The sequence below is a fragment of the Streptococcus sp. IsoGale022 genome (assembly GCF_031142805.1).
GTDB lineage: Bacteria > Bacillota > Bacilli > Lactobacillales > Streptococcaceae > Streptococcus > Streptococcus sanguinis_A.
Map to the genome: position 1 here is coordinate 91,697 of NZ_JAKZJI010000001.1, position 23,092 is coordinate 114,788.

15 protein-coding genes and 2 pseudogenes are annotated in these 23,092 nt (G+C 41.5%); 4 read left to right on the forward strand and 13 right to left on the reverse strand.

Annotation, left to right across the window (positions count from 1 at the left end; translation table 11 throughout):
• Positions 1 to 6 precede the first annotated feature (6 nt).
• From RG608_RS00445 to RG608_RS00455, 3 genes are all read left to right on the forward strand, one after another.
• Complete coding sequence (locus RG608_RS00445) at positions 7 to 942, forward strand: FAD:protein FMN transferase (protein WP_268686692.1); 936 nt, start codon at positions 7 to 9, stop codon at positions 940 to 942.
• 170 nt (positions 943 to 1,112) lie between these two features.
• Positions 1,113 to 1,718 (forward strand): NADPH-dependent FMN reductase, encoded by a 606-nt coding sequence (locus RG608_RS00450; RefSeq protein WP_268686691.1) that lies wholly within the window; start codon positions 1,113 to 1,115, stop codon positions 1,716 to 1,718.
• Positions 1,719 to 1,735: 17 nt separating this feature from the next.
• Positions 1,736 to 2,980, forward strand: coding sequence for an NAD(P)H-dependent oxidoreductase (locus tag RG608_RS00455; RefSeq protein WP_002895552.1), 1,245 nt, complete (start codon positions 1,736 to 1,738; stop codon positions 2,978 to 2,980).
• A gap of 50 nt (positions 2,981 to 3,030) precedes the next feature.
• On the opposite strand, the gene sdbB is transcribed toward RG608_RS00455, so the two are convergent.
• The 9 genes from sdbB to brnQ all read right to left on the reverse strand — a co-directional run bounded on the left by sdbB (position 3,031) and on the right by brnQ (position 11,348).
• Positions 3,031 to 3,606, reverse strand: coding sequence for a thiol-disulfide oxidoreductase-associated lipoprotein SdbB (sdbB, locus tag RG608_RS00460; protein WP_268686690.1), 576 nt, complete (start codon positions 3,604 to 3,606; stop codon positions 3,031 to 3,033).
• 14 nt (positions 3,607 to 3,620) lie between these two features.
• Entirely contained in the window at positions 3,621 to 4,328 is a 708-nt protein-coding gene (ccdA2, locus tag RG608_RS00465; RefSeq protein ID WP_002895555.1) for a thiol-disulfide oxidoreductase-associated membrane protein CcdA2, read from the reverse strand.
• Between the two features lie 222 nt (positions 4,329 to 4,550).
• A complete protein-coding gene (locus RG608_RS00470; RefSeq protein WP_308946388.1) occupies positions 4,551 to 6,254 on the reverse strand; it encodes a sensor histidine kinase in 1,704 nt (567 codons plus the stop codon).
• On the reverse strand, positions 6,251 to 6,985 hold the full coding sequence (locus RG608_RS00475) for a response regulator (protein ID WP_268686688.1): 735 nt from the start codon (positions 6,983 to 6,985) through the stop codon (positions 6,251 to 6,253). Before RG608_RS00475 ends, RG608_RS00470 begins: the two co-directional genes overlap by 4 nt.
• A 59-nt stretch (positions 6,986 to 7,044) precedes the next feature.
• On the reverse strand, positions 7,045 to 8,154 hold the full coding sequence (gene msrB, locus RG608_RS00480; protein WP_268686687.1) for a peptide-methionine (R)-S-oxide reductase MsrB: 1,110 nt from the start codon (positions 8,152 to 8,154) through the stop codon (positions 7,045 to 7,047).
• A gap of 15 nt (positions 8,155 to 8,169) precedes the next feature.
• Positions 8,170 to 8,733 carry a redoxin family protein gene (locus RG608_RS00485; RefSeq protein ID WP_268686686.1) on the reverse strand — a complete coding sequence of 188 codons (564 nt, stop codon included), beginning with the start codon at positions 8,731 to 8,733 and terminating at the stop codon, positions 8,170 to 8,172.
• Between the two features lie 70 nt (positions 8,734 to 8,803).
• Positions 8,804 to 9,124, reverse strand: a complete 321-nt coding sequence (locus RG608_RS00490) for a hypothetical protein (protein WP_268686685.1) — start codon at positions 9,122 to 9,124, stop codon at positions 8,804 to 8,806.
• 27 nt (positions 9,125 to 9,151) lie between these two features.
• Positions 9,152 to 9,862 (reverse strand): thiol-disulfide oxidoreductase-associated membrane protein CcdA2, encoded by a 711-nt coding sequence (gene ccdA2 / locus RG608_RS00495; RefSeq protein ID WP_268686684.1) that lies wholly within the window; start codon positions 9,860 to 9,862, stop codon positions 9,152 to 9,154.
• A 157-nt stretch (positions 9,863 to 10,019) separates the two neighbouring features.
• Positions 10,020 to 11,348, reverse strand: a complete 1,329-nt coding sequence (brnQ, locus tag RG608_RS00500) for a branched-chain amino acid transport system II carrier protein (RefSeq protein WP_268686683.1) — start codon at positions 11,346 to 11,348, stop codon at positions 10,020 to 10,022.
• Between the two features lie 378 nt (positions 11,349 to 11,726).
• Here brnQ and RG608_RS00505 point away from each other — a divergent pair, with 378 nt between their 5' ends.
• The gene (locus RG608_RS00505; protein WP_268686682.1) at positions 11,727 to 12,677 is read left to right on the forward strand and encodes a low temperature requirement protein A; all 951 of its coding nucleotides are present in this window, start codon (positions 11,727 to 11,729) and stop codon (positions 12,675 to 12,677) included.
• Between the two features lie 254 nt (positions 12,678 to 12,931).
• On the opposite strand, the gene RG608_RS00510 is transcribed toward RG608_RS00505, so the two are convergent.
• From RG608_RS00510 to RG608_RS00525, 4 genes and pseudogenes are all read right to left on the reverse strand, one after another.
• On the reverse strand, positions 12,932 to 13,486 hold the full coding sequence (locus tag RG608_RS00510) for a GNAT family N-acetyltransferase (RefSeq protein WP_268686681.1): 555 nt from the start codon (positions 13,484 to 13,486) through the stop codon (positions 12,932 to 12,934).
• Between the two features lie 56 nt (positions 13,487 to 13,542).
• Positions 13,543 to 15,321 (reverse strand): ABC transporter ATP-binding protein, encoded by a 1,779-nt coding sequence (locus tag RG608_RS00515; protein ID WP_268686680.1) that lies wholly within the window; start codon positions 15,319 to 15,321, stop codon positions 13,543 to 13,545.
• Positions 15,322 to 15,334: 13 nt separating this feature from the next.
• A pseudogene (locus tag RG608_RS00520) lies at positions 15,335 to 17,072 on the reverse strand (ABC transporter ATP-binding protein).
• A 373-nt stretch (positions 17,073 to 17,445) separates the two neighbouring features.
• Positions 17,446 to 22,895: pseudogene (locus RG608_RS00525) on the reverse strand (ZmpA/ZmpB/ZmpC family metallo-endopeptidase).
• Between the last annotated feature and the right edge of the window lie 197 nt (positions 22,896 to 23,092).

The following is a 23,092-nucleotide window of genomic DNA, read 5'->3' on the forward strand; positions in this document are numbered from 1 at the left end:
GATAATGTGGACTTCGCTTCTCGCTCGCTTCATTTGATGGGGAGTACAATTTGCATCTCTCTCTATCATGAGCGAGCGGAAATACTCTTAGATGAGGCGGTCCAACTGCTTCATGTCTATAAAAATCGCTTCAGTGCCAATGATGAAGACTCTGAACTTATGACTATCAACCATCTAGCAGGAATTAAAAGTGTCTCAGTTCATCCAGAGCTTTTTGAGCTGATTGAGCTGGGAAAATATCACAGCTTAGCAGAAGGCAGCCACTTAAATATCACGATCGGCCCTCTAGTCCAGACCTGGCGGATAGGATTTTCAGACGCCCGTCTCCCAAGTACAGAGGAGATTCAGCAAGCTCTAAGTCTGACCGACACCAACTTGCTTGAGTTGAATCCAGAAGATTGTAGTGTCTTTTTGACTAAGAAAGGCATGAAGCTGGATTTAGGCGCCTTGGCTAAAGGCTATATCGCTGATAAGATTAAGGACTATTTGCTTAGTCAGGGAGTAACTTCTGCTCTTATCAATCTCGGTGGCAATGTTTTGACAATTGGGCAAAATGCAGTCAGCCAGCGCGCCTGGCGGATTGGCATCCAAAATCCCAAACAGCCTCGCGGCAATCACTCAGCTATCTTAGCTGTCACCAATCAGTCAGTGGTCACATCAGGAATCTACGAGCGAACCCTTACAGTGGATGGGCAAAACTACCATCACATTCTGAATCGCAAAACAGGCTATCCTATCGAGAATCAATTGGCTAGTCTGACCATTGTTTCAGACAAGTCGGTAGATGGCGAAATCTGGACAACCCGTCTATTTGGTGAAAGTCCGACATCAATTCTGTCCCAGATTGAAGAGCAAGCAGGGATTGAAGCCTTGATTATCACCCAGGACAGTCAGCTCTTCTGTAGCTCAGGGCTTTTAGAGCAGCTAATTCCTGCTTCTTAATTCTCAAAAGTGATAACTTTGCTGCCACACCAAGCGGCACATCTATCACCCTATCTTTTTAAACATGCTCATTAAAAAAAGACCCTCTCTTTCTTATAGGTTTTACTTGCCTAAAGAAAAATAAATGCATACATGAGGGCTCTGTATCTTCATTTCAGAAAGGAAATTTTATGTTAAAACTTATTGCAATTGTTGGAACAAATTCTAACCGTTCTACAAACCGGCAACTTCTTCAATATATGTCTAAGCACTTCGCTGACAAGGCTGAAATCGAGCTGGTTGAGATTAAAGATATCCCAATGTTTAATAAACCTGCTGACAGAAACGTCCCTGAGTTGGTATCAGAAATTGCCGAAAAAATCGATGCTGCGGATGGCGTACTTATCGGCACACCTGAATACGACCATTCTATCCCAGCTGTGCTCATGAATGCGCTGGCTTGGCTTTCTTACGGAATCTATCCATTGCTGAACAAGCCAGTCATGATCACTGGTGCTTCTTATGGTACACTTGGCTCCTCTCGTGCCCAATTGCAGCTCCGTCAAATTTTGAACGCTCCAGAAATCAAGGCGAATGTACTTCCAGATGAGTTCTTGCTTTCACATTCTCTTCAAGCTTTTGACCCAAGCGGAGATTTGGTGGATCTTGATGTTGTCAAAAAATTGGATGCTATCTTTGATGACTTCCGTATCTTTGTCAAAATCACAGACAAATTGCGCAACGCTCAAGAATTACTTCGCAAAGATGCTGAAGAATTTAACTGGGAAAAATTGTAAGATAGGAGACCGAAAGAATGAAATTTGTTGGAATTGTAGGATCAAACTACGAACAATCATATAACCGAAAATTATTGGAATTCATCCGCCGTCAATTCAAAATTAAATTTGAATTGGAAGTCTTAGAAATTGATGAAGTCCCAATGTTTAACCAGGATGAAAAATGGGATGAAAGCTTTCAGTTGCGGTATTTGTATAACAAAATCACACGTGCTGACGGTGTCATCATCGCAACCCCTGAGCACAATCATACTATCAGCGCTCCTTTGAAGAGTGTCTTAGAATGGCTCTCTTACGAGGTTCATCCTTTTGAAAACAAGCCGGTCATGATTGTTGGTGCATCATACTACGACCAAGGAACTTCTCGTGCTCAAGTTCACCTGCGTAAAATCCTAGACGCACCTGGTGTCAATGCTTACACCCTTCCAGGCAATGAGTTCTTGCTGGGCAAAGCCAAGGAAGCTTTTGACAATGATGGCAATATTACCAACGAAGGAACTGTGAATTTCCTTGAAACATGCTTAGATAACTTTATCAAATATGTAGAGGTCGTTTCAAAATTGAAAAAACCAAAACCAATTGAACCTGAAGACTTAGACTGCGGAAAGCCAATTGCTACGACAATTACAGAAGTTGATCCAGATGATCCAGAATGGGTGGAAAAAGTCGCTGAAATCACTGGCGCTGTTTCAGGCGATACTTATGTCAAACTTGACCATGGTATCTTGACCGTTAATCAAATTGATATGTTCTTGAAAGCTATGCCATTTGAATTGACATACGCTGACGATAACAACCAATTCCTCTACTACAACAACGCCCACCAAGACCCAGACACCATGTTTGCCAAACGTGTGCCACCTCAATCAGGTAGCCGCATGTCAACCGTTCATGGTTCTCTTCCACCAGCTCGGATGAAAAATGTAGAGTGGGTTATCGGAACACTTCGCAACGGAAACCAAGAATACGTACGTACAATCGTCCCAGGTTCACCTGCAGGCGTTATCAATACTCACAACTACCAAGCTATGTACTATCCTGACGGATCATACGCAGGTATTAATGAAATTGTCTTTAATTTCCAACCATGGCTTGACTGGTACTTAAAAGAAACTGGTCAACGTTTGGTTGGAGGCAGCGGACCATTTGCTCCTGCCGGAGGTCATGGAGACGCAGACGCTACTTCTGGTGCTTCTGATGCCGGAGGCGATGGAGGTCATGGAGACGGAGGAGCTGATGCGACATCAGGTGCTAGCGCTTAATTACCTTACAAACTAAAAAGAATGGATCATAAGTCCATTCTTTTTTTGCTTTATTTCATTTCTTTAAAAGCTGCTTCTGCATCAGCATTACTGATAGCGCCAAACTGGATTTTCCCGATTTTCCCTTGACTGTCAATGAGGATTTCAGTCGGGATACTGCGGATCTGATAGGCTTGGAAAGTTTCTCCTGAAGTGTCAAATAGAACTGGTACATCTTTATAACCTTGTTCTTGAAACCATTTTGGAAATTCCTCGACAGACTTCTCTCCTTGGAGGCCTGGTGCTACAACTGTCAAGATTTCAAAATCACGATCTGTTTTACCAGCCAATTCGACCAATTCTGGCATACTCTTCTTACAAGGTCCACACCAAGAAGCCCAGAATTTTAGATAAACTTTCTTGCCTTTATAGTCAGAAAGTTTGACAGTTTTTCCATCCATAGACTGCAGAGTAAAGTCAGGTGCCTCTTGACCAACAGCTGCTTGGGTGACTGTTCTTGTCTGAGGGGCCTCGCTAGATGAACTGCTGGTTGTGGGCATAGTCATAGGCTTCTCTTCCTGTTCCGAGCAGGCTGCCAAAAAGGCTACAGCTGATACAGTTGCCAATAATGTGACAATTTTTTTCATATTTCTTTCTCCTTTTACCCAAAAAGTCCAGACAGAGCATTAAGCTGTCCTAACATCAGCAGAATTCCCATCAGAATAATCAGAGCTCCGCCAATTTTCTTCATCAGGCCCATATAAGGCTTGATTTTATTAAAATACTGCATAACAAAGCTAGATGCCAAAGCCAAAATTAGGAAAGGCAGGGCCATACCTAAGGTGTAAATCAAGGTCAAAATTGCTCCCTGGAATGCACCATTCCCACCCGAAGCTGCTAAGGCCAAAACTGAGCTGAGGATTGGTCCAATGCAAGGAGTCCAACCAAAGCTAAAGGTAATACCTAATAAGAATGCAGACCAAAAATGATGTTTCTGTCCGTTCTTTTTGAAAGTCAAACTCTTTTGAATCTGTAACTGGCGAATATTAATAAGCTCCATCTGATGCAGACCTAGCAGAATGATGAGGCCGCCCATCACATAACGAAAGGTAGGACTGTAAATAATAGTTCCTAGAAAACCTGCTCCAAAACCTAGTAAAAAGAAGACAGTCGAGATGCCTGCAATGAAAAAGAGCGTTCTAACCATGCCTTGCCAAGCAAGCTCCCGGCCAAATACTTTCAGGGTCTTGACCTCCTTGTCATCCAATAAAATGCCAATATAAACCGGCAATAAGGGAAAAATACAAGGGGAAAAGAAGGACAAAATACCCGCTAAAAAAACTGAAACAAAAAATAAAGGTGATTCCATTTTCTCTCCTCTAACTCCTTACCTAGGATATTCATTCATTTATCATTATAAATGAATCTTATGGATTTTTCACAAATCCGCTACGGTAATTTTCTGGTAAACATAATGTGACTAGGAAAATAGAAAAATTCGCTTGATGAACAGCAAAACCTGTACATTTTTTCAAACAGTAAAAAGCCGGAGAAAATTCTGCCGGCTTGAATATTTTAAAACTTAATAGATTTAATCATCTGTAACTAGCGGTAAATAAAGACTAATCCGAGTGAATTTATCTGGTTCGGACTGGATTTCCATATGGTAGTCGTCTCCGAACTGCAATCTCAAGCGTTGATCGACATTTTTCAGACCGACACCGCCTAAGCGAGGGAGAGTCATGTCCGTAGAGTCGCGGAGTTCAAAACCACGGCCGTTATCATAGATAGACAGTATCAGCTGCCCCTCTTCTGCTGCTGACGTCACTCGAATCATGCCTTGTCGGTCAATTTCCTTGATACCATGGTAGATGGCATTTTCAACCAAGGGCTGGAGTACCAGCTTGGGCAATTTATAATCAACTATAGATTCATCCTCTTCAATCTCATATTGGAGCTTGTCACCATAGCGCTGCTTCTGGATAAAGAGATACTGACGAACGTGATCAATCTCATCTTTGAGAGCAATCTGTTCGTGTCCTTGATTGAGCGCCAAGCGGAAATACTGAGCAAGTGATTTTGTTACCTCAACAACTCTCTTGCTGTCATTAAACTCAGCCATCCAGACAATCGTATCTAAGGTATTATAAAGGAAATGGGGATTGATTTGAGCTGAGAGAGCTCGGAGCTCATAGCGGCGGACATTTTGTTCTTCAGCCTTGACAGCTTCCATCAGTTGTTCAATTTGATCCAACATTTTATTGAATTGCTGAGCTAAGTCAACCAACTCTGGAGAACCCTTTTCTTCTGCCCGTAAATTTGAATCACCTGCCCCAATCTTCAAAATGACAGCCTGCAGATTCTGCAGAGGCTTAATCCACAAACGTAGGACAAACCAAATACCAGTCAAGCACATCAGGAGTGCTAAAACGCTCATTCCCACAAAAGAATAAAGCATCTGTGACTGAAGCATCTGTAATTGCTCTAAAGAAGCAACGCCAATTAAAGTCCAATCACTATCTGGAATATCAATCTGATAGACAAATGCCTGCTTCTGGTCTGCGTAACCATCCTTGATCGAGATATAGGGCTGCATAGCTTTCATTTCCTGACTGGATGAATAAACACTCTTCTTAGGATGATAGACAAATTCATGCTGGCTATTGACAATAAAGCTAAAGCCCTTCTTCCCTAGCTGAAGCTGATCCAAATAGGCTTTGAGACTCTTATAGCCGATATCCAGACGCAAAACACCGAGATTCTGCCCTGCTTCATCCACCACTTCCTGAGTGACAGAAACAACCCACTTCTCCTTTTCTGATGACAGAGATTCCTTCCGAGCAGGGGTCAAGACAGGCATGGCTTTGGTATGAACAGCTTCCTGATACCATTTTTCATTCATCATGTCAGAGGAAGTCTGCATACTGATTTGAGAATCTGTCGAGACCACGCGCCCGTCCTTGGTAACCAATACTGCCGACACCAAATCCAGATCTGTTTCAATAATGGTTTTCATCAAAGCCTGAACTGACGTTTCACTACTTTCTTGATTCTGAGCAAATTTACGAATCGTTTCTTCCTTACTCAGTGTAGAGGTGGTTTGTTTTAATTTTTGCAAATAGGAAGCTACAAACTGCCCGCTTTGCTCCATACTATTACGCGTCGTCCGCTCTGTCAGCTGCCGAATAGTCTGAGAGCTAGTCTGATAGTAAAGACTCCCAACAAACCCCAAAAGTAAAAGAACCAACAGAAAAATATAGACAATCAATTGGATAAGAAGCGGATATCGTTTCATTTCTCCTCTCCTTTTTTAAACTGCCTAGGTGTCAGCCCAACCACCTGCTTGAAGCGCTGAGAAAAATAGTTCATATCTTCAAAACCTACCTGCTCTGCTATTTCATAAATCTTCAAATCTGTAGTCAGGAGTAAGAGTTTTGCTTTTTTCATCCGCGCTTGAATCAGATAATCTTGAAAGGGCAAGCCTAATTCTTTTTTGATAAGAACACTTAGGTAGGACGGACTAAAACCCAATTGGAAAGCCAAACTTTTCAGACTTAATTCTGAATCAGCTAGACGCGCATGAATCGCCTCTTCCAACTCAGAGCGCTGCCCCTGATCAACCAAGTTTTGAATTTGGGCTTTTTTACGTTCCTTATCAAGTTTAGTCTGAACCTTGGCCAACATCTCCTCAACATCATCCTTGGAAAACGGCTTAAGAAGATAGTCATCTGCACCTAGCTTAATGGCGGTTCGAGCATAGTCAAAATCATCATATCCCGTCAGAAAAACGATATGGCACTTAGGAGCCTGGTCTCTGACTAGCTTGGCCAGTTCGAGACCGTTCATCTGTGGCATATTGATATCGGTCAGCAGGATGTCAGCAGGATTTTTCTGAAACTTCTGCCAAGCTTCTCTTCCATTTTCAGCCTGAGCAATAACTCGCATACCAAACTGTTCATAGTCTACCAAGGACGCAATCCCCTGTCTTACCAGATACTCATCCTCTACAATCATAATTGAATACACCAGATTCAACTCCTTATTTATACTGGATTTATTATAGCAAATTTTCAATCAAAATGCTCTTAAACATAATCCAAAAGATAACCGTAGCCCTTCTCCTCCATCTCAGCTTTTGGAATGAACTTGATTGACAGACTATTGATACAATAGCGCAAGCCGCCCTTGTCCTTAGGACCATCAGTGAAAACATGACCCAGATGTGAATTTCCAACCCGACTACGAACTTCCGTTCGAGTCATATTGAAACTCTTGTCTTCCTTGTAAGTCGCAACATCAGGACTGATTGGACGGGTGAAGCTGGGCCAACCGCAGCCTGAGTCAAACTTATCCTTTGATGAAAAGAGAGGCTCTCCCGTCACCACATCCACATAGATACCAGCATCGAACTTATCCCAATAGCGGTTAGAAAAAGCCCGCTCTGTGTCATTCTTTTGTGTGACTGCGTATTCTTCTGGAGAAAGCTTAGCCTTAATCTCTTCATCGCTAGGCTTAGGATAGCGACTAGCTTCGATAACTGGGTAAGCAGCTTGATTGACATCAATATGGCAATATCCATTAGGATTCTTTTTTAGGTAATCCTGATGATAATCTTCTGCCTTGATAAAGTTTTTCAAAGGTTCTTTTTCAACAGCTAAAGGCTTGTCGTACTTCTCAGCAATCTCATCAAAGACCTGATTAATAGTCTCAAGATCAGCTTCGTCCTTATAATAAACACCTGTCCGATATTGAGTACCCTGATCATTACCTTGTTTATTTTTAGAAGTTGGATCAATGATGCGGAAATAGTGAAGCAGAATTTCTTTTAGCGAAATTTTCTTGGCGTTGTAAGTAATGTGAACAGTCTCAGCATGACCAGTTTGAGAGACCAATTCATACTTGGTCGTGTCGCCTTTACCATTTGCATAGCCTGATACTGCATCAAGTACACCTGGCACGCGAGAAAAGTACTCTTCTACTCCCCAGAAACAGCCGCCAGCCAGATAAATTTCCCGCTTATCCTCTTCCTTGACATCTTCTTGCTTTTGTTTGGCTACTGCTTCTGTCTTGCTCATAGAGGCTTTCTTGATTTGCTCAGGAGAAGATTGCTTACCATTTCCCGCAATCACATAGACCAGTCCAAAGCAGACAAGCAAACCAAGCATAACCAGAAGAATTTTCCATTTGCCTTCCATGTTCATTGCTCCTTTCTACTTGATTTCTTTCAATGTTTTCTCAATATCTTCCTTGCTCATGTAGCCAATATGCGTCTTGGCAAGAGAACCGTCGCTTCCTACGAATAGAGCAGATGGATAAGAGCGAATACCGTATTCTTTAAGCAATTCTCCCTTAGTGTCCATGAGAACTGGGAAGTCTTTATAATCCAAAGATTTGTACCATTCCTTGAAATCATCAGCAGACTTTTCTCCATTAAAAGTCGGAGACACCACTGACAGGACAACATAATCTTTTCCTGACTGCTCCTTAGCCAAATCATTGGTATCTCCAAGTGTAGATAGACAGATAGAGCACCAAGAAGCCCAAAACTTTAAATACACTTTCTTGCCTTTGAAATCAGACAGCTTGTAGGTCTTGCCGTCTACTCCTTGCAGACTAAAGTCCTTGGCCATTTTTGTAGCTTGGTTAGAATTTAACTTGCTAGTCATGGAACTTTTATCATTTTTAGAAACTTCCGAGTTCATTTTCTGATTTGAACAGGCTGTCAAAAAGCCGACACAAAGCAGACTGACAGTCAATATCGATATCTTCTTCATCGTTTTCTTTCCTTTCAAAATAAGGAGAAGGCCGACAAAACTGACGACTTTCTTTCCTATGGTGGAATTCTTATTTGTCAGATGACATTTCGGATGAATCTTTCATTTCATCCTTCATGCTTGAATCGCTTGATTTCATATCATCTTTCATGTCAGACTTACTGTCGGACATCATAGAAGAGTCCTTCATATCATCCTTTTTCATTTTATCATCAGACATGCTAGAGTCTTTCATATCCTCTTTCTTCATGTCGTCTTTTTTCATATCATCCTTCTTCATCATGCTGCTGTCATCCATTTTCTTCATATCAGAATCGGATTTTTGATTAGAGCAGGCAGCTAGGACAAAGATACTAAGTGCAGCGATTGTAAGTGTAGTGATTTTTTTCATGATGTTTCTCCTTTAATTATACAATATTTATCCAAATAACGATGCTAGGATATTGAGATTTCCAAGCATTAGCAAAATTCCCATGAGAATGATGAGTGCACCGCCGATTTTCTTAAGCGTTCCCATATAAGGTTTGAGTTTCGCAAAGCGCTGTAATACCCAGCCGGAAGCCAAAGCCATGGCTAGGAAAGGCAAGGCTAAGCCCAGTGTATATACTAGCATGAGAAGCCCACCCTGCAGAGCACCATTGCCACCTGAAGCCGCAATAGCTAAGACAGAACTCAGAACAGGTCCCACACAGGGCGTCCAACCAAAGCTAAAGGTAATCCCCAAAAGAAAAGCGTTAAGAAAATCACTTCTTTTACTATTCTTTTTAAGTTGGATGCTCTTTTGCTTTTGCAGCTGCTGGATATTGATGATTCCCATTTGGTGAATTCCCAGTAGAATGACAATCCCGCCCAGAACGTAGCGAAACCAAGGGGCATAGAGGACTTGCCCTAGAGCGCCAGCTCCGTAGCCTAAAACCAAGAATACAGTTGATAAGCCAGCGATAAAGCAGAGCGTCTTAGCTAGACCATACCAGGAAATGTCCCTTCCCATAAATCGAACCGTTTTCGGCTGATTAGAATCCAGCAAAATCCCTACATAGACTGGCATAAGCGGTAAAATACAGGGCGAGAAAAAAGATAGAATCCCCGCCAGAAAAACAGAAATAAAGAACAAAAAACTTGTTGCCATTTCAAAAACCTCTCTATCAATTTCTGACTCTAGTATAAAATAAAAATCCCCCTAAAAATAGAGAGAAAGATTTGAAAAAACTTGAATTTGATGTTATATTGCTTGAGATTTCTGGATTGGGCAAAAACATCCACCACATTGTGGCGGATGTTATCTATTAGCTCTCCATCTCAAAACGCTCACTCTTCTGCTTGTTTGGCAAAAATAGAGAAAGCAGGATTCCTACTAGAGCTGGCACCAACCAAGGCAAAGAAGCCTGAGCAAACGGAAGGGCATTTACCATATCACTTACCTTTGTAATATGGAACTGCTGACCAAGAATACCCGCAAAGGAAATCAGAGTCACTGCTGCTACCGTCAATTGCATACCGATTTTGGACAGTGGCAAGAATTTATTGACAATGACAATCAGCACGATAACAATGGTAATTGGATAAAGAATTTGCAGTACCGGAACTGAATATTGAATAATAGCATTAAGGCCAAGATTAGCAATCGCAAACCCAATCAAAGTAAAGACAGTAGCGTAAATTTTATAAGATACCTTAGGGAAAGTTTTATGGAAGAATTCCCCAGTTGATACAATAAGTCCAGCTGTTGTCGTAAAGCAAGTCACAGTTACCATAGCTGCAAGGAAAATCTGTGCTGTAGGTCCAAAGATAGCCTGTGTCGCCTGCGATAGGACATAAACACCTGGATTGCCTTTGGCAATAATCTCAGCTGGAACTGGGAAATGATTGCCCAGAAAAGCCAAACCGATATACATAGCGCTAAAACCCAACGCTACCATCAAACCAACGACCCAGATAGTTGAAACATATTCCTTTTTATTCTTGAAACCTAGCTGGTTAAGAGTTGTTACAGCAATTACACTGAAAGCCACGGAAGCCAAGGCATCCAAAGTATTATAACCTTCCAAGAACCCTTGCCCAAAAGCTGACGCAGAATAAGCTTGCGAAGCCTGCTGAGGAGCAGTTGAGCCGTATTTCAAAGCTCCTAGAATGACTAAGATAATAATCAAAACTGCAAAAACTGGCGTCAGAACACGCCCAATTCGATCCAAAATCTTAGATGGATTCAAAGAAATCAGATAAGCTGCCACAAAGTAAAGGGTCGTGAAAACAATCAATCCCATACCTGTCATATTTTTAGACAGCATCGGAGCGATACCCACTTCATAGGCCACCGTCGCAGTCCGCGGGATAGCAAAGAAGGGCCCGATTGACAGATACAAGGCTACAAGATAGACAATAGCAAACCAAGGCGCAAGCTTCTGAGAAATCTCATGGATATAGCCCTTAGGATTGAGCGTTCCGATAATCAAAGTCAGCACAGCAAGCCCAACACCGGACAGGACAAATCCTGCAATAGCTGGCCAAAAATGATGGCCAGATAATGTTCCAAGTGAAGGCGGGAAAATCAAATTCCCAGCACCGAAAAATATTCCAAATAAGAGCAAGCCTGTCAAGGCACCTTTTTTAATCACAGGAATCTCCTTTAAATTTTTTCATGCTTTATCATTATATACGGAAGAAGCCCGCTCCGCAAGACTTTTGAATTTTTCAGAATATTGATTCAAATCAAAAGATCATATATGATTTAAATCGAATTATTTATCCAGGATTTTGGGTAAAATCCTCACTTATCCACAGATTTTTTGGAGATTTTGAATGTTTTAAAACAAAATAAAGCTTTTTGTTTTAAATCGTATTCTCTTTCCTTATCAATCTCTTCTTTACCTATCTTTCTTGAGCGGCTTCTTTGTGTTATACTAGGAGAAGAAAAGTTAGAAAGAGCTTACATGTCTCTTTATCTATTTTATGTTGACTTCGCTTGCCTTCCCTAATTATTTATAGGAGGATCTATGTCCAAGATTGTTTCGAAACGCGTATCCAACTACGAACTATTTTTTGACTTATCCTTTGTCTTAGCGATTAGTCAGATGACTTCTGCCATCCATATTGAGCCTTTGAACTGGCAGCAAATTCTTGCTTTTATCACTATCAACATTGTCATGATTAGCATTTGGAATAACGAAGCTTATTACTACAACAAATTCGGAGACTCGCGCATGATTGATATCTACTCAGTGATTTTTCTCATGCTCTGGGTAGGAAATCTGGCTCTCAACATCAATTTTGATTTAGAAGTCCTTGCCAATAACCAGCTTACCGTTATCGCCTTCAATTGTTTTCTGATACTAGCTTACCTGACCATTGCCCTCCAATATTATCTCAAGGGACGAAAGCTAGGATTTAATCGGGTCATGAAGTTTCATATCAGCTTCTTGCTTATCTATTCTATCGCTCTTCTGCCGCTAGCAACCACTCTGATTCCTTTTTCCCTTTCTGTGTTTCCAGTCTACTATCTTCCACTGATTTTGCCCCTCTTTTTCAGAAAAGAACTCTTCACAGATCGCTTCAATTTCGCTCACTTTTTAGAGCGCAAGCAGCTTTTGACAATTCTGACTTTTGGCGAATCTGTAGTTACCATTATCCGCACTTATCCCCTCACTCACTATCCTTTGGAAGGCGTTGTCTTCTTTCTCGGTTTAGGTTTTCTCTTTGTCTTTTATATTATCCAGACCTTTATCAATGTTAATCACCATCAAAATGCTTCACCACTTCTGCTCCACTATGCGCATTTGATTATCATACTGAGTCTCATGTTTCTTACTCTTGGTCTCCAGTTTATTGCCAATAAAGCCCATCATGAATTAGGCAGCTATTTCTTTATCTTTTCCATCCTGGCCTTTTTCATCGGGACTTTAGCAACTTCTTGGTACAATCACGACTTCTACCAGATTGATAAGTAGCTGATTGGTCAGTACTCTCTTATCTTGTTTATTTCTTGCTTCTTTTTCTATATCTTGCGCCATAACCTTTTTCTACTCGGCCTGTCCTTAGTCATTTCGACTTTTTTGATGCAGCAAACAGGTATGCGCTGCCGACGCTTAATGCGTGAGAAATACAATATTGTACATCCTGATCCAAAACAAAATAAAAGAGATTTTTCATAGTAAAAAGGTTGAGACATGATATCTCAACCTTTTTGAAATAGCTGGCTTTTTTAAACATCGCTAAATCTTCGGTACTTAATTTCGAATTCAAAAAAGTTCTTCTCTTGCAGCATATGGAAAATATCTCGATAAGCCTCCTCATCAAAATGATGTCCCAAATACAGGATTTCAAAGCTTAATCCTTCATATTCCAGAAAGGCATTGGTCGTTCGAAAGCCGTTACGCTTATAGAAGTCCATACGTGCTTGACGTTGCTCTAGATTGTCACATTCTTCGTCGACACGTTCTACCTCTAGAACCATGGTTTTTTGATAAAACTCTGTCAGTTTATGAATAATTTCTCCCCCATAGCCATGGCTGCGAAGGTGCGGCATAATCGCAAAGAAGCTGATATAGAACATTTTTTCGTTATAAACTGCAAAAGCAAAACCAACAAATTCTTCCTCATTGTAGAAGGCAAAGAAATGAGACTGCTTATCATTTGTATAACGAAGAAATTCGCTGATAGCTACCCTTTCCTCTACAGGAAAAGCCTCGCGGTTTAAGGCCTCAACCTTATCCAAATCGGGAAATTCTGCTGTAATAATTTGACTCGTTAAAGACATTGCTACCTCACTTTGCTTAATATTCTAGCAGTTGTCAAAAAAATTAGCAAGCATTATCAAGCTTCTTCCACCTTTTTAGAAAATTGGCTCTGATAGAGGTCATAATAAAATCTTTTATCAGCCAAGAGACTCTCATGATTGCCTTGCTCAATAATCTGACCATCCTTGAGCACCAAAATCTTATCCGCTTCCTGAATGGTCGACAGTCGGTGAGCAATGACAAAACTGGTCCGCCCCTGCATGAGTGTTTTCATAGCCTTCTGAATCAAGAGCTCCAGCCGTGTATCGACAGATGAGGTCGCTTCATCCAAAATCAGAATCTTAGGATTGGCCAAAAGAGCCCTCGCAATCGTCAACAACTGCTTCTGCCCCAGCGAAATATTGCTGGATTCTTGGTTCATTTCCATGTTGTAGCCGCCTGGCAAGGTTCGGATAAAGTGGTCCACATTAACTGCCTTGGCCGCTTCTACAATTTCTTCATCAGTGGCTTGCAGATTGCCAAAGCGAAGATTTTCCTTGATAGTCCCTTCGTAAAGCCAGGCATCCTGTAGAACCATACCGAACTGTTTACGGTAGTCCTGACGGGACAAATGGCGTATGTCATGCCCATCAACTGTAATCGCGCCTCTAGTCACATCGTAGAAACGCATGAGCAAATTAATCAACGTGGTCTTACCAGCACCAGTCGGACCAACAATTGCGACCATTTCACCTGGTTTGACTTCCAGATTGAAATTCCGAATGAGCGGCTTGTCTGCCACATACTGGAAGTCCACATTCTTGAAGCTAACCTGACCTGTCAGATCTTGCTCCAGCTTTTCTGTCCTATCATTGACTTCATCTGCTTCGTCCAGCACTTGGAAAATCCGGTCTAAAGAAGACTTGGCACTCTGCAGCTGACCAGCCAGCTGAGTCAAGTTTTGAATGGGCTGGTTAATCTGCCAGACATACTGAACAAAAGCTTGCATATTTCCAACTGTCAAGCGCCCAGCGATAACCTGAAGACCGCCCAGCAGAGCCAGCAAGAGGTAGGTCAGATCTGAAATAACATTCAAAACAGGCATCATCAAACCAGAGATAAAGCTGGCTTTAAAACCTACTTTCTGCAGATTTTGCGTAATTTGACGAAAATCCTCCTGGGAGCTTTCTTCTCTGACATAGAGCTTCAAAATATTAAAGCCTGTCAGATTTTCTTGAACAAAGCCATTCATAGCTCCTAGTGCATCTGCCTGCTGTTTAAAGTAAGGCTGGGATTTCTTCACGATAAAGCGAGCACTGAGGTAGGTAATCGGAATCGAAATTACCACAATGATACCCAACTGCAGATTGAGTACCAATACCATCACGATAACCAAAATCAGAGTAAAGACTGCGTTGATAACCTGCAGAAAGGACTGCTGCAAGGCATTTGAAACAGCTTCGACATCGCTGGTAAAACGCCCCAGCAAGTCACCAAACCGGTGCTTATCAAAGTAAGAAACGGGGATGCGATTAATCTTATGACTAAGCTCATCGCGCAAATCACGAATGGTAGCCTGCACTGAATTGGTCATAAAGTAATTAGAATAGTAAGAACCGATTTCATAAAAAATCGCCCGTACAAAATACAAGACCATGACCCAGCCAACATAAGACACATTAATCTGGGCACCAGCTACTCCCTTTGCCATATCCAGCAAATTATTTGTCAGTTCAGTAATGGCTAGACCTAAGACAAAGGGCTCGACGACACTCATAACAACGCTGAGGATTTTGAGGAAGATCGCAAAGGCGACTGCAAACTTATAAACTTTTAGGTAGCTCCACAGGCGAGCAAAACTAGATGTGTTTTTCATATCAGTCTCCTTTCTATTCCTCTGTCAAAGATTGATTTTTCAGCTGCGAATCCGCAATTTCACGATAGATATCATTGGTTTCCATCAGCTCTTCATGCTTCCCACGTCCGACGATTTCGCCCTGATCCAGAACGATAATTTGGTCAGCATCCATGATGGTTCCCACCCGCTGGGCTACAATCAGAACGGTTGCTTGACCCGTCACTTCCTTGAGTCGACGTCGCAATACTGCATCCGTCTTATAATCCAGAGCAGAAAAAGAGTCGTCGAAGATATAAATATCCGGCTTTTTGACCACCGCACGGGCGATAGAGAGCCGCTGCTTCTGCCCACCAGATAGATTGCTACCTCCTTCGGCCAGATGAGTCTCAAAACGCTCTTCCCGACTCTCGATAAAGTCCTTGGCTTGAGCAACCTCAGCTGCCTGACTAAGTTCTTCCTGACTAGCCTCTTCCTTTCCGTAGCGCAGGTTTTCTGCGATAGTTCCGGTAAATAGCAGAGCCTTCTGCGGAATAAAGCCAATCTTCTGACGCAGGGCTTTCAGATTGTACTCGCGGACATCCACACCATCCACTAAAATCTTACCTAGTGTTACATCGTAAAAGCGCGGAATCAACTGTACCAGTGTAGACTTACCCGAACCAGTAGAACCGATAAAGGCAATAGTCTCACCCGGCTTGGCTTTGAAGGAAATATTATGCAGTACAGGACTCTCCGTCTCACCCGGATAAGCGAAGGTTACATTGTCGAACTCCAGATAACCCTTCGTCTCTGTTTCGGTTATACCATCTTCATTAGGATTGATTGAAATGGGCATGTCCATGACTTCCTTGAGCCTCTGGCTTGATACCGCCGTCCGTGGATACATGGTAAAGAGATTGGCCAAGAAGAGGAAGGACAGCAGCGCGTGAAAGCTATATTCTATAAAGGCAACGAGATTTCCGATTTCAAGACTGCCGTCCCGCAAGGGGTCTAGGGCAAACCAGACAATGGCCACAATCATGGCAATAATAATCTGCACAAAGAGTGGCTCTGTCAGACCAGTCAGCTTAAAGAGCTTATTGGAGTTTTGCGCATAGATCTCATTTTCATCAGCAAAACGGTTCTCTTGAAATTCCTCTCTTGCAAAAGCTCGAATAACGCGTAGACCAGTCAGATTTTCCCTTACGTACTGATTAATCTTATCAAGAGTCTTCTGCTGCTTTTCAGACAAGGGCTTGGTTTTAACCGCCACATAAATGACCACGACAGCCAAGAAAGGCACTGAGACAGCTACAATCCAGGCCAGAGACGGACTAGTCAGAAAAATCATGAGAATGCTGGACAGCATCATCATGGGCGTAATGACACCCATTTTCAGGGTTTGCTCCGCAAACTGCATGAGTACAAAAGCATCCGAAGTCAAGCGCGTGACTAAAGAGGATACACCGATTTGCTCATACTCATGATGAGAATACTCTTGCAGCTTAGCATAGAGATCATTTCGCATGTCCTGCACCATGGTCGTCGTTAGCTTCCCAGCCGCATAAGCCAGAACAATCCGCCCCAGCACTCCTAAGACAATCACGCCAAACATGACCCAAGCCCAGAAAAAGAGCCGGTCTGTCTGCTTAGGATTGATTCCCTCATCAATCATCCGAGCCAGCACCGTTGGCAGACCTAGATTGACGATTACAAAAAAAGATTGCCGCAACAAAGTCCAAGACCAGCCACTTAGGATATCTCTTCAAATAAGACCAAATGTATAACATAAGTCCTCCTTCACCATCTATTCAAAAATAACTCACTCTAAAGCACCCAAGTGCTTTGAAAACACAGAAAAGAGCGCGCAAATGCACGCTTTAATACAAATATTATAACAAAAATATGAAGTAGGGTAAAGGTCATTTCAGACTTTTTTCTGCTTATCATCAGCCTCATAACTGACTGTCAGCAGCAAACTGCCTGAAAGCAGACCAACTACAGTTTTAATTGCTTGACTTATGTAGAAAAACAAACCTAGCTTTCACTAGGTTCGTCATTTCTTATCTGCAAGAAGGTCTCAGTCTGAGAGCAATCAATCTCGTAACTCTGCCCTAAATTTCAGACTTACAACTTTGAAGACTATTTGACAACTCAAACCAATCATTTCTGGTTTTCAAAGATTGATTTTCTGAAATCATTGGTTTGATCGAGGTAAGCTTTGAAGACTGCTTTTTTCAGCTTATGCACAGCGCTGTCATGTTCTGGTTTATAGCCGCTCCAAGAATACCAATTATCATTTGCATCTTTGAGAACTGCTTCATCCATCAAGGTTTGCAACTCTTCTACAGTACTTATAGTCTTAGTAGCATAACTTGTCCATGGTTGTCTCGTATCATCAAATGTGACCTTGTTCAAGCTGTCGAACTTGTTTTTCCGTTCCTCATACATAGCCTTCTTAAACTCGGCCCAATTATTAAACTGACCATTGAAGACCTTGCGTAAAACCAAATCATCTGTCACCAGACCTCTGGTCTTACCATAGATACTGATTGTTTTCCCGTTTTGCTTGGCGTCATCTTCATACTGGTTAGAGATATAAGGAACCATACCATCTTTAAAGCCTTTGGCTGCCAGAAGTTCATAAGCCATACGACGTCCCATAAGATCTCCAGGAGTTCCTTTTTCACTGCTTAATGCCGAATAAATCGGAGAGAAGAGTTTAATCGTATGGTAGCCATTTCTTTCAACGTCACCATTTTTGTATTCACGCGCTGAAACAATATCATTTTCAATAAGACTGTCGAATGAGTTTAATTTTTGCGCATCCGCCATTGTAATATTTTTTATCACATTCGTTGCGTAAACATCATTTCCATCAGCATCTCGGACATATTTATTCTCAACTTTTCTCAGCGCGTTCACTTTCTGCACATCAGATAGATGGTTCACGATTGACATCCCTTCTAGGTACTCCAACATATAAATGACATCAAACATGTTGTGAACATAGTTTTTCAAATCATCCGCATCTCTGAATCGTTCAGTTGGATCAAGGACTTGCAAACGAGTTTTTTTCGTCGCATCATTCTTGTCGTATTTAAGAATGGAGTTGACCGTGATTGTCGCATCATCTGGATGATCCGGTGCTTGCAACAATCCCTTGGCGAAGAATTCTGGACCAAGACCGCTTCTTCTTCCATATCCACCCAAATAGATCTCGTTATCAGAATCATGCGTCATCTCATGGGTATAGGTAATGGCTCCGTCCTTGTCCAGCATCCGATAGCCCATGTAGTAAACCCCGTCTCCAGTAGCGTAAGCTCCGTGCTTATTGTGTACGACCTTGTTTCCAACCGGTCCAAAGAAATACTTCATAGCTGGATTAGCACTGTCAAATTGCGCCTCAGCTGTAGCCTTGCCAACAGTAGTGTCATCACCGAACTTATAGGCGTCGTAGACCAAGATATTTCGATAGAGCTTTTCACGCCCCTGCTCGTCTAATATTCTATACCAATAGTCATAATGGTCGCGTTGGCGTTTTGCAGTCTCCAGAGCATTTTCCTCAACAAACTTATTGAGTTCTGCCCCTGCTCTGTGCTCATTATTTCTATATCTGTCATAGGCACCAAAACCAAGACTGGATATGGTCGATATGACAAAGACTGATCTTTCAGGCATTGTCAGCAAAGGTAGAACCATATTTCGGTATTTCCAAGTGTCGCTGGTAATTCGATCATAGACTCCGATAGAAAACTTGCTGCCAACCTGCTCTTGTTTGACCCTCACCTCATCAATAGCTGATTTTTCTTCAACGATATAAGCCTTGGTTTGCTCTTTAAACCATTGATTATTTGTTTTGTTTGGTAAAAATACTTCTCGGTAATTGGCCAGCGTGCTGAACAAATCTTTTGTTGTATTATTATTTGCAAGGCTGATGCTATAGGCATCTACGTTGTTCTTAGCTAGAAGATTGTTAAAGCCAGATTTACCTAATTCAATGATTGTGTCTAGCGGTGATACGTTGCCCTTACCAAAGAAATCCATGTGGTACATGACTAAGTCTTTGATATTCACATCACCATAGTTAAAGTTGTACCAGCGCTCTAAATAGGTCAAACCTAGAAGCAAGGCTTCCTTATTGCGTTTGATTTTATCTACGACGTAACCATTAATCGTTTGATTTTCGCTGGCAATGACTACATCAGCAGACAACAGTTTTTCCAGTGTATTTGCTAGATTTTCCTTCGTTTTGGCAAACTGCTCTTCTAAGTATAATTCCGTTAATGAAACTCCTGAAGAAATACCTAAGGTGTTTCTGATAGCCTCTGACTGATAATTGACCGCTCTCAAATCAGGCAAAACTTCATTGATGATCGAACTATGACTATGCAAGAATTGATTTGGTGTATAGATGAGATCAGTATCGCCGACACGGTATTCAGCTAACTTACTAAAGTCAGATTGGTAGGTAATATCTAGTGTTTCAGATGAACGATCCTTATAGTGCAGCAAGAGCTTATTAGCTGCTTCTTTATGTGAAGCAATATCTGTAATCACTTCATTATCTTTCATCATGACTGCAGATAGGACTTCTTTTTCGTGCAAAGCGCTATCTTCTTTTACCAGATTACCGTATTTGACAATGGTTGCCTTATCATAAAACGGCAGTAATTTTTCTATATTCTTATATGCTAATGCTCGACTGGCTTGATAGTCTTTAACCTTAGAAAAATCACTTTCTATATTTCTGCTAGTCAGTAAGCTTTCGACTTTCGGTACAGTAAGAGAGTTGATTTCAGATTTCTTACTTGCGATTTGAGCAGCATCAATCAATGTTCCCCTCTCTTCGAGCGATTCCTTGGTGACAACCTCATCCTTTTCAAGAGTCACTTTGTAGACCCTGTTGTCCTTGTTGCTATATGAGTCAGTTATCCTCATTCCTCGATAGTGATAACCACTAATGGCATTTCCGTTCATAACATTGACATCACTAAGAACATTATGCAATCTTCCAGCGTGTCTCTCTTCGTTAGACTCTCTATCCCACAAGTAGCCAGCCACACCAGCAACACTTCCAAAGCGCTTCACATTGTTAATATGGCCCTCAGCATAACTATTGCTGATAAGCGCATCTTTCTCAACAAGACCTGCAAGGCCGCCGACAGTTTGGTTTGTGCTATCCGCATTTGACGAGATAGTAATTGTAGCTTTTGACTTATCAACTACTGCATTGATGCCAGTCAGTTGACCTACTAATCCACCGATATTGTATGGTGACCTCGTTTCATAGGAATTGACAATTCTTCCTTTGAAACTGCTGTTGGTAATCTTAGAATTATCAGCCTTCCACACTAAGCCACCAATGCCACGTTCGCCAGCCAGAACACCGTCTACATGGACATTGTTAATCCTTGTTGCATTATTGGCTTCATTTGCAAGGGCTCCAATATCAGTTTTCCCTGAGATATTTACATCTTTAAGAGCCAGATTTTCTACAGTAACAGCGCTCAATGTGTCAAATAAAGGCTTCTTCAAATTATAAATAGCATAATTTTTCCCATCTTTGCTACCAAACAGCTTACCAGTAAATCTGCCCTTTATATAACTGCTAGCGCCATTTTCTAGTTCGACCTCATTGGCATTCAGACTAGCACCTAAATAATAGGTTCCATTGAGATCGTTATTTATAGCTTGAACCAGGTTACTAAAGGAAGTGAAGTTTGTGACTTCTCTCTCTGCCTTTTTGGCAAGGTAAAAAGTATAGTTGTCCTCGTACTTATTGTTGACGTCCTGTTTTAATTTTTCAGCACTTGCTGTAATTTTATAAACCGGCTGACCATCTTTTGTGCTATCAACTATTGAAGAAATCGGCAAGAAGACATCTTTAAACTTAGAAGATTTGACCTTCACGAAATAATTGTCTTGATTGCTCGGAATTGTATCCAGAGAAACGTGTTGTTTGTATTTTTCATCAGATAGACTATACAATTCCAGTTCAGATACATTTCTCAATTCAATATGCTTTTCAGGTTCTTGCTTCTGCTCTTTAGGCTCTTGAGCTTTTTCAGTAGGATTTTCCGTTTCAGGTACTGCTGGTTCGATGTTTCCAGTATATTCTTGCGGAGGCTCTACCTGCTCGGGTTCAACAATGGCTCCAGCTTGGACTTCTGTATACTCAGGTAATGGAGCGACCTGCTCAGGTTCCACTACCGCTCCTGCTTGAACTTCTGTATATTCTGGTAAGGGAGTCGCTTGTTCGGGTGACACTACTGCACCTGATTGAGTTCCTGTGTATTCCGGTAATGGTGTAGCTTGCTCGGGAGCGACCACCGCACCTGATTGAGTTCCTGTGTATTCAGGCAACGGGGTGACTTGTTCGTGCTCAACTATGGCTCCAGCTTGTGTTCCTGTGTATTCTGGTAAGGGAGTCGCTTGTTCGGGTGACACTACTGCACCTGATTGAGTTCCTGTGTATTCCGGTAATGGTGTAACTTGCTCGGGTGACACTACTGAACCTGCTTGAATACCAGTGTATTCAGGCAATGGAGCGAATTGCTCGGGTTCCACCAAGTTAGAAGCTACTGGTTTTTCGCTAGTCGTTTCAAGCTTTTTAGTCCCTTTTCCACTATTTTAGGAGTCGCTTCCTCTATTTTAGTCGAAAGAACTTCTCTTGAAACTTCCGAATTATCTACAGTAAAAATTCGAACAACTTCGATTTTTCGGCCTGGTTTGCCTTCTTGTTTTACTCTTACAGCCCCCTCGGCTAAATCCGCATTTTCTTGTATTTGTTCTCCAAAGGCTATCTCAGTTTCAACAGTCTCTTCTTTGTATAATAATTCTGGCTTAGCTACTCGGCCAGACAAGACTTCATCTTGAGGCTCAATTGTATTGACGCCAAGAGTTTGATTTTTCAGCCCATTCTTATCAAAAGAAACAGAATAATCTAGCTTCTTATTTTGGTTTAAAACTTCTTTATCTTCATTAGCATTCTGCTGATTATCAAGAATCTTATTGTCTAATAATTTTTTAATTGATTCATCTTTTATATAGCCAACATAGGTATAGCCCGAAATTTCACCTGGTGACGGCAGACTTTCCCCAGCTGACACTTGATATTCCGCATTATACTGCAGTAAGATCCCATTTTCCAGCGCATCGACGGATAGTATCAAACCACCTCCGACACCAGCCCCCACCAAAACAGTTAATAGGAACTTGCTTTTAACTTTTCCTTTTGACACAACAAAAACAACCAATCCTATCGTCGTTAACAGACCGGCCGTCATCATAGTATTGGAGTTGTTGCTGTCGCCTGTATTCGGTAACGTTTTTGCTCCAGTATTTGAGTTTAACCTGTAGACAAGATAGTAAGTTTCCTCGTTGCCTTCTGACATTTTAGGAAATCCACTTACAATCAACTCCTTTTCTTGCGGATTTATTTCAGTATCTGTCACGTATTTATAGTGTACATTCAACTTTTCCTGTGCTTGAACAGAGTCAACCCCAACTATAGAAACAAAAAACAAACTAGAAATAGCAGCCGAAACAAGCCCGACAGCTAATTTCCTAAAAGCAAACCGAGTTTGCTTCTCCCCAAAAAACTTTTTCATTAAAATCCCTTTCACATTATTCTAAAAAGAATAACAAATCCTTTAACCAGAGAATGAGCAACAATATCAATTGCATTCATTCATCTGAATCCCCCTAATAATACAAACTAGAGCTTCTATATAACACATAAAGACAACGTATGTTTTTAATTTAAAATATAGCGCCTTTATCCCCCTAAATAATTAAAGTATCAAAA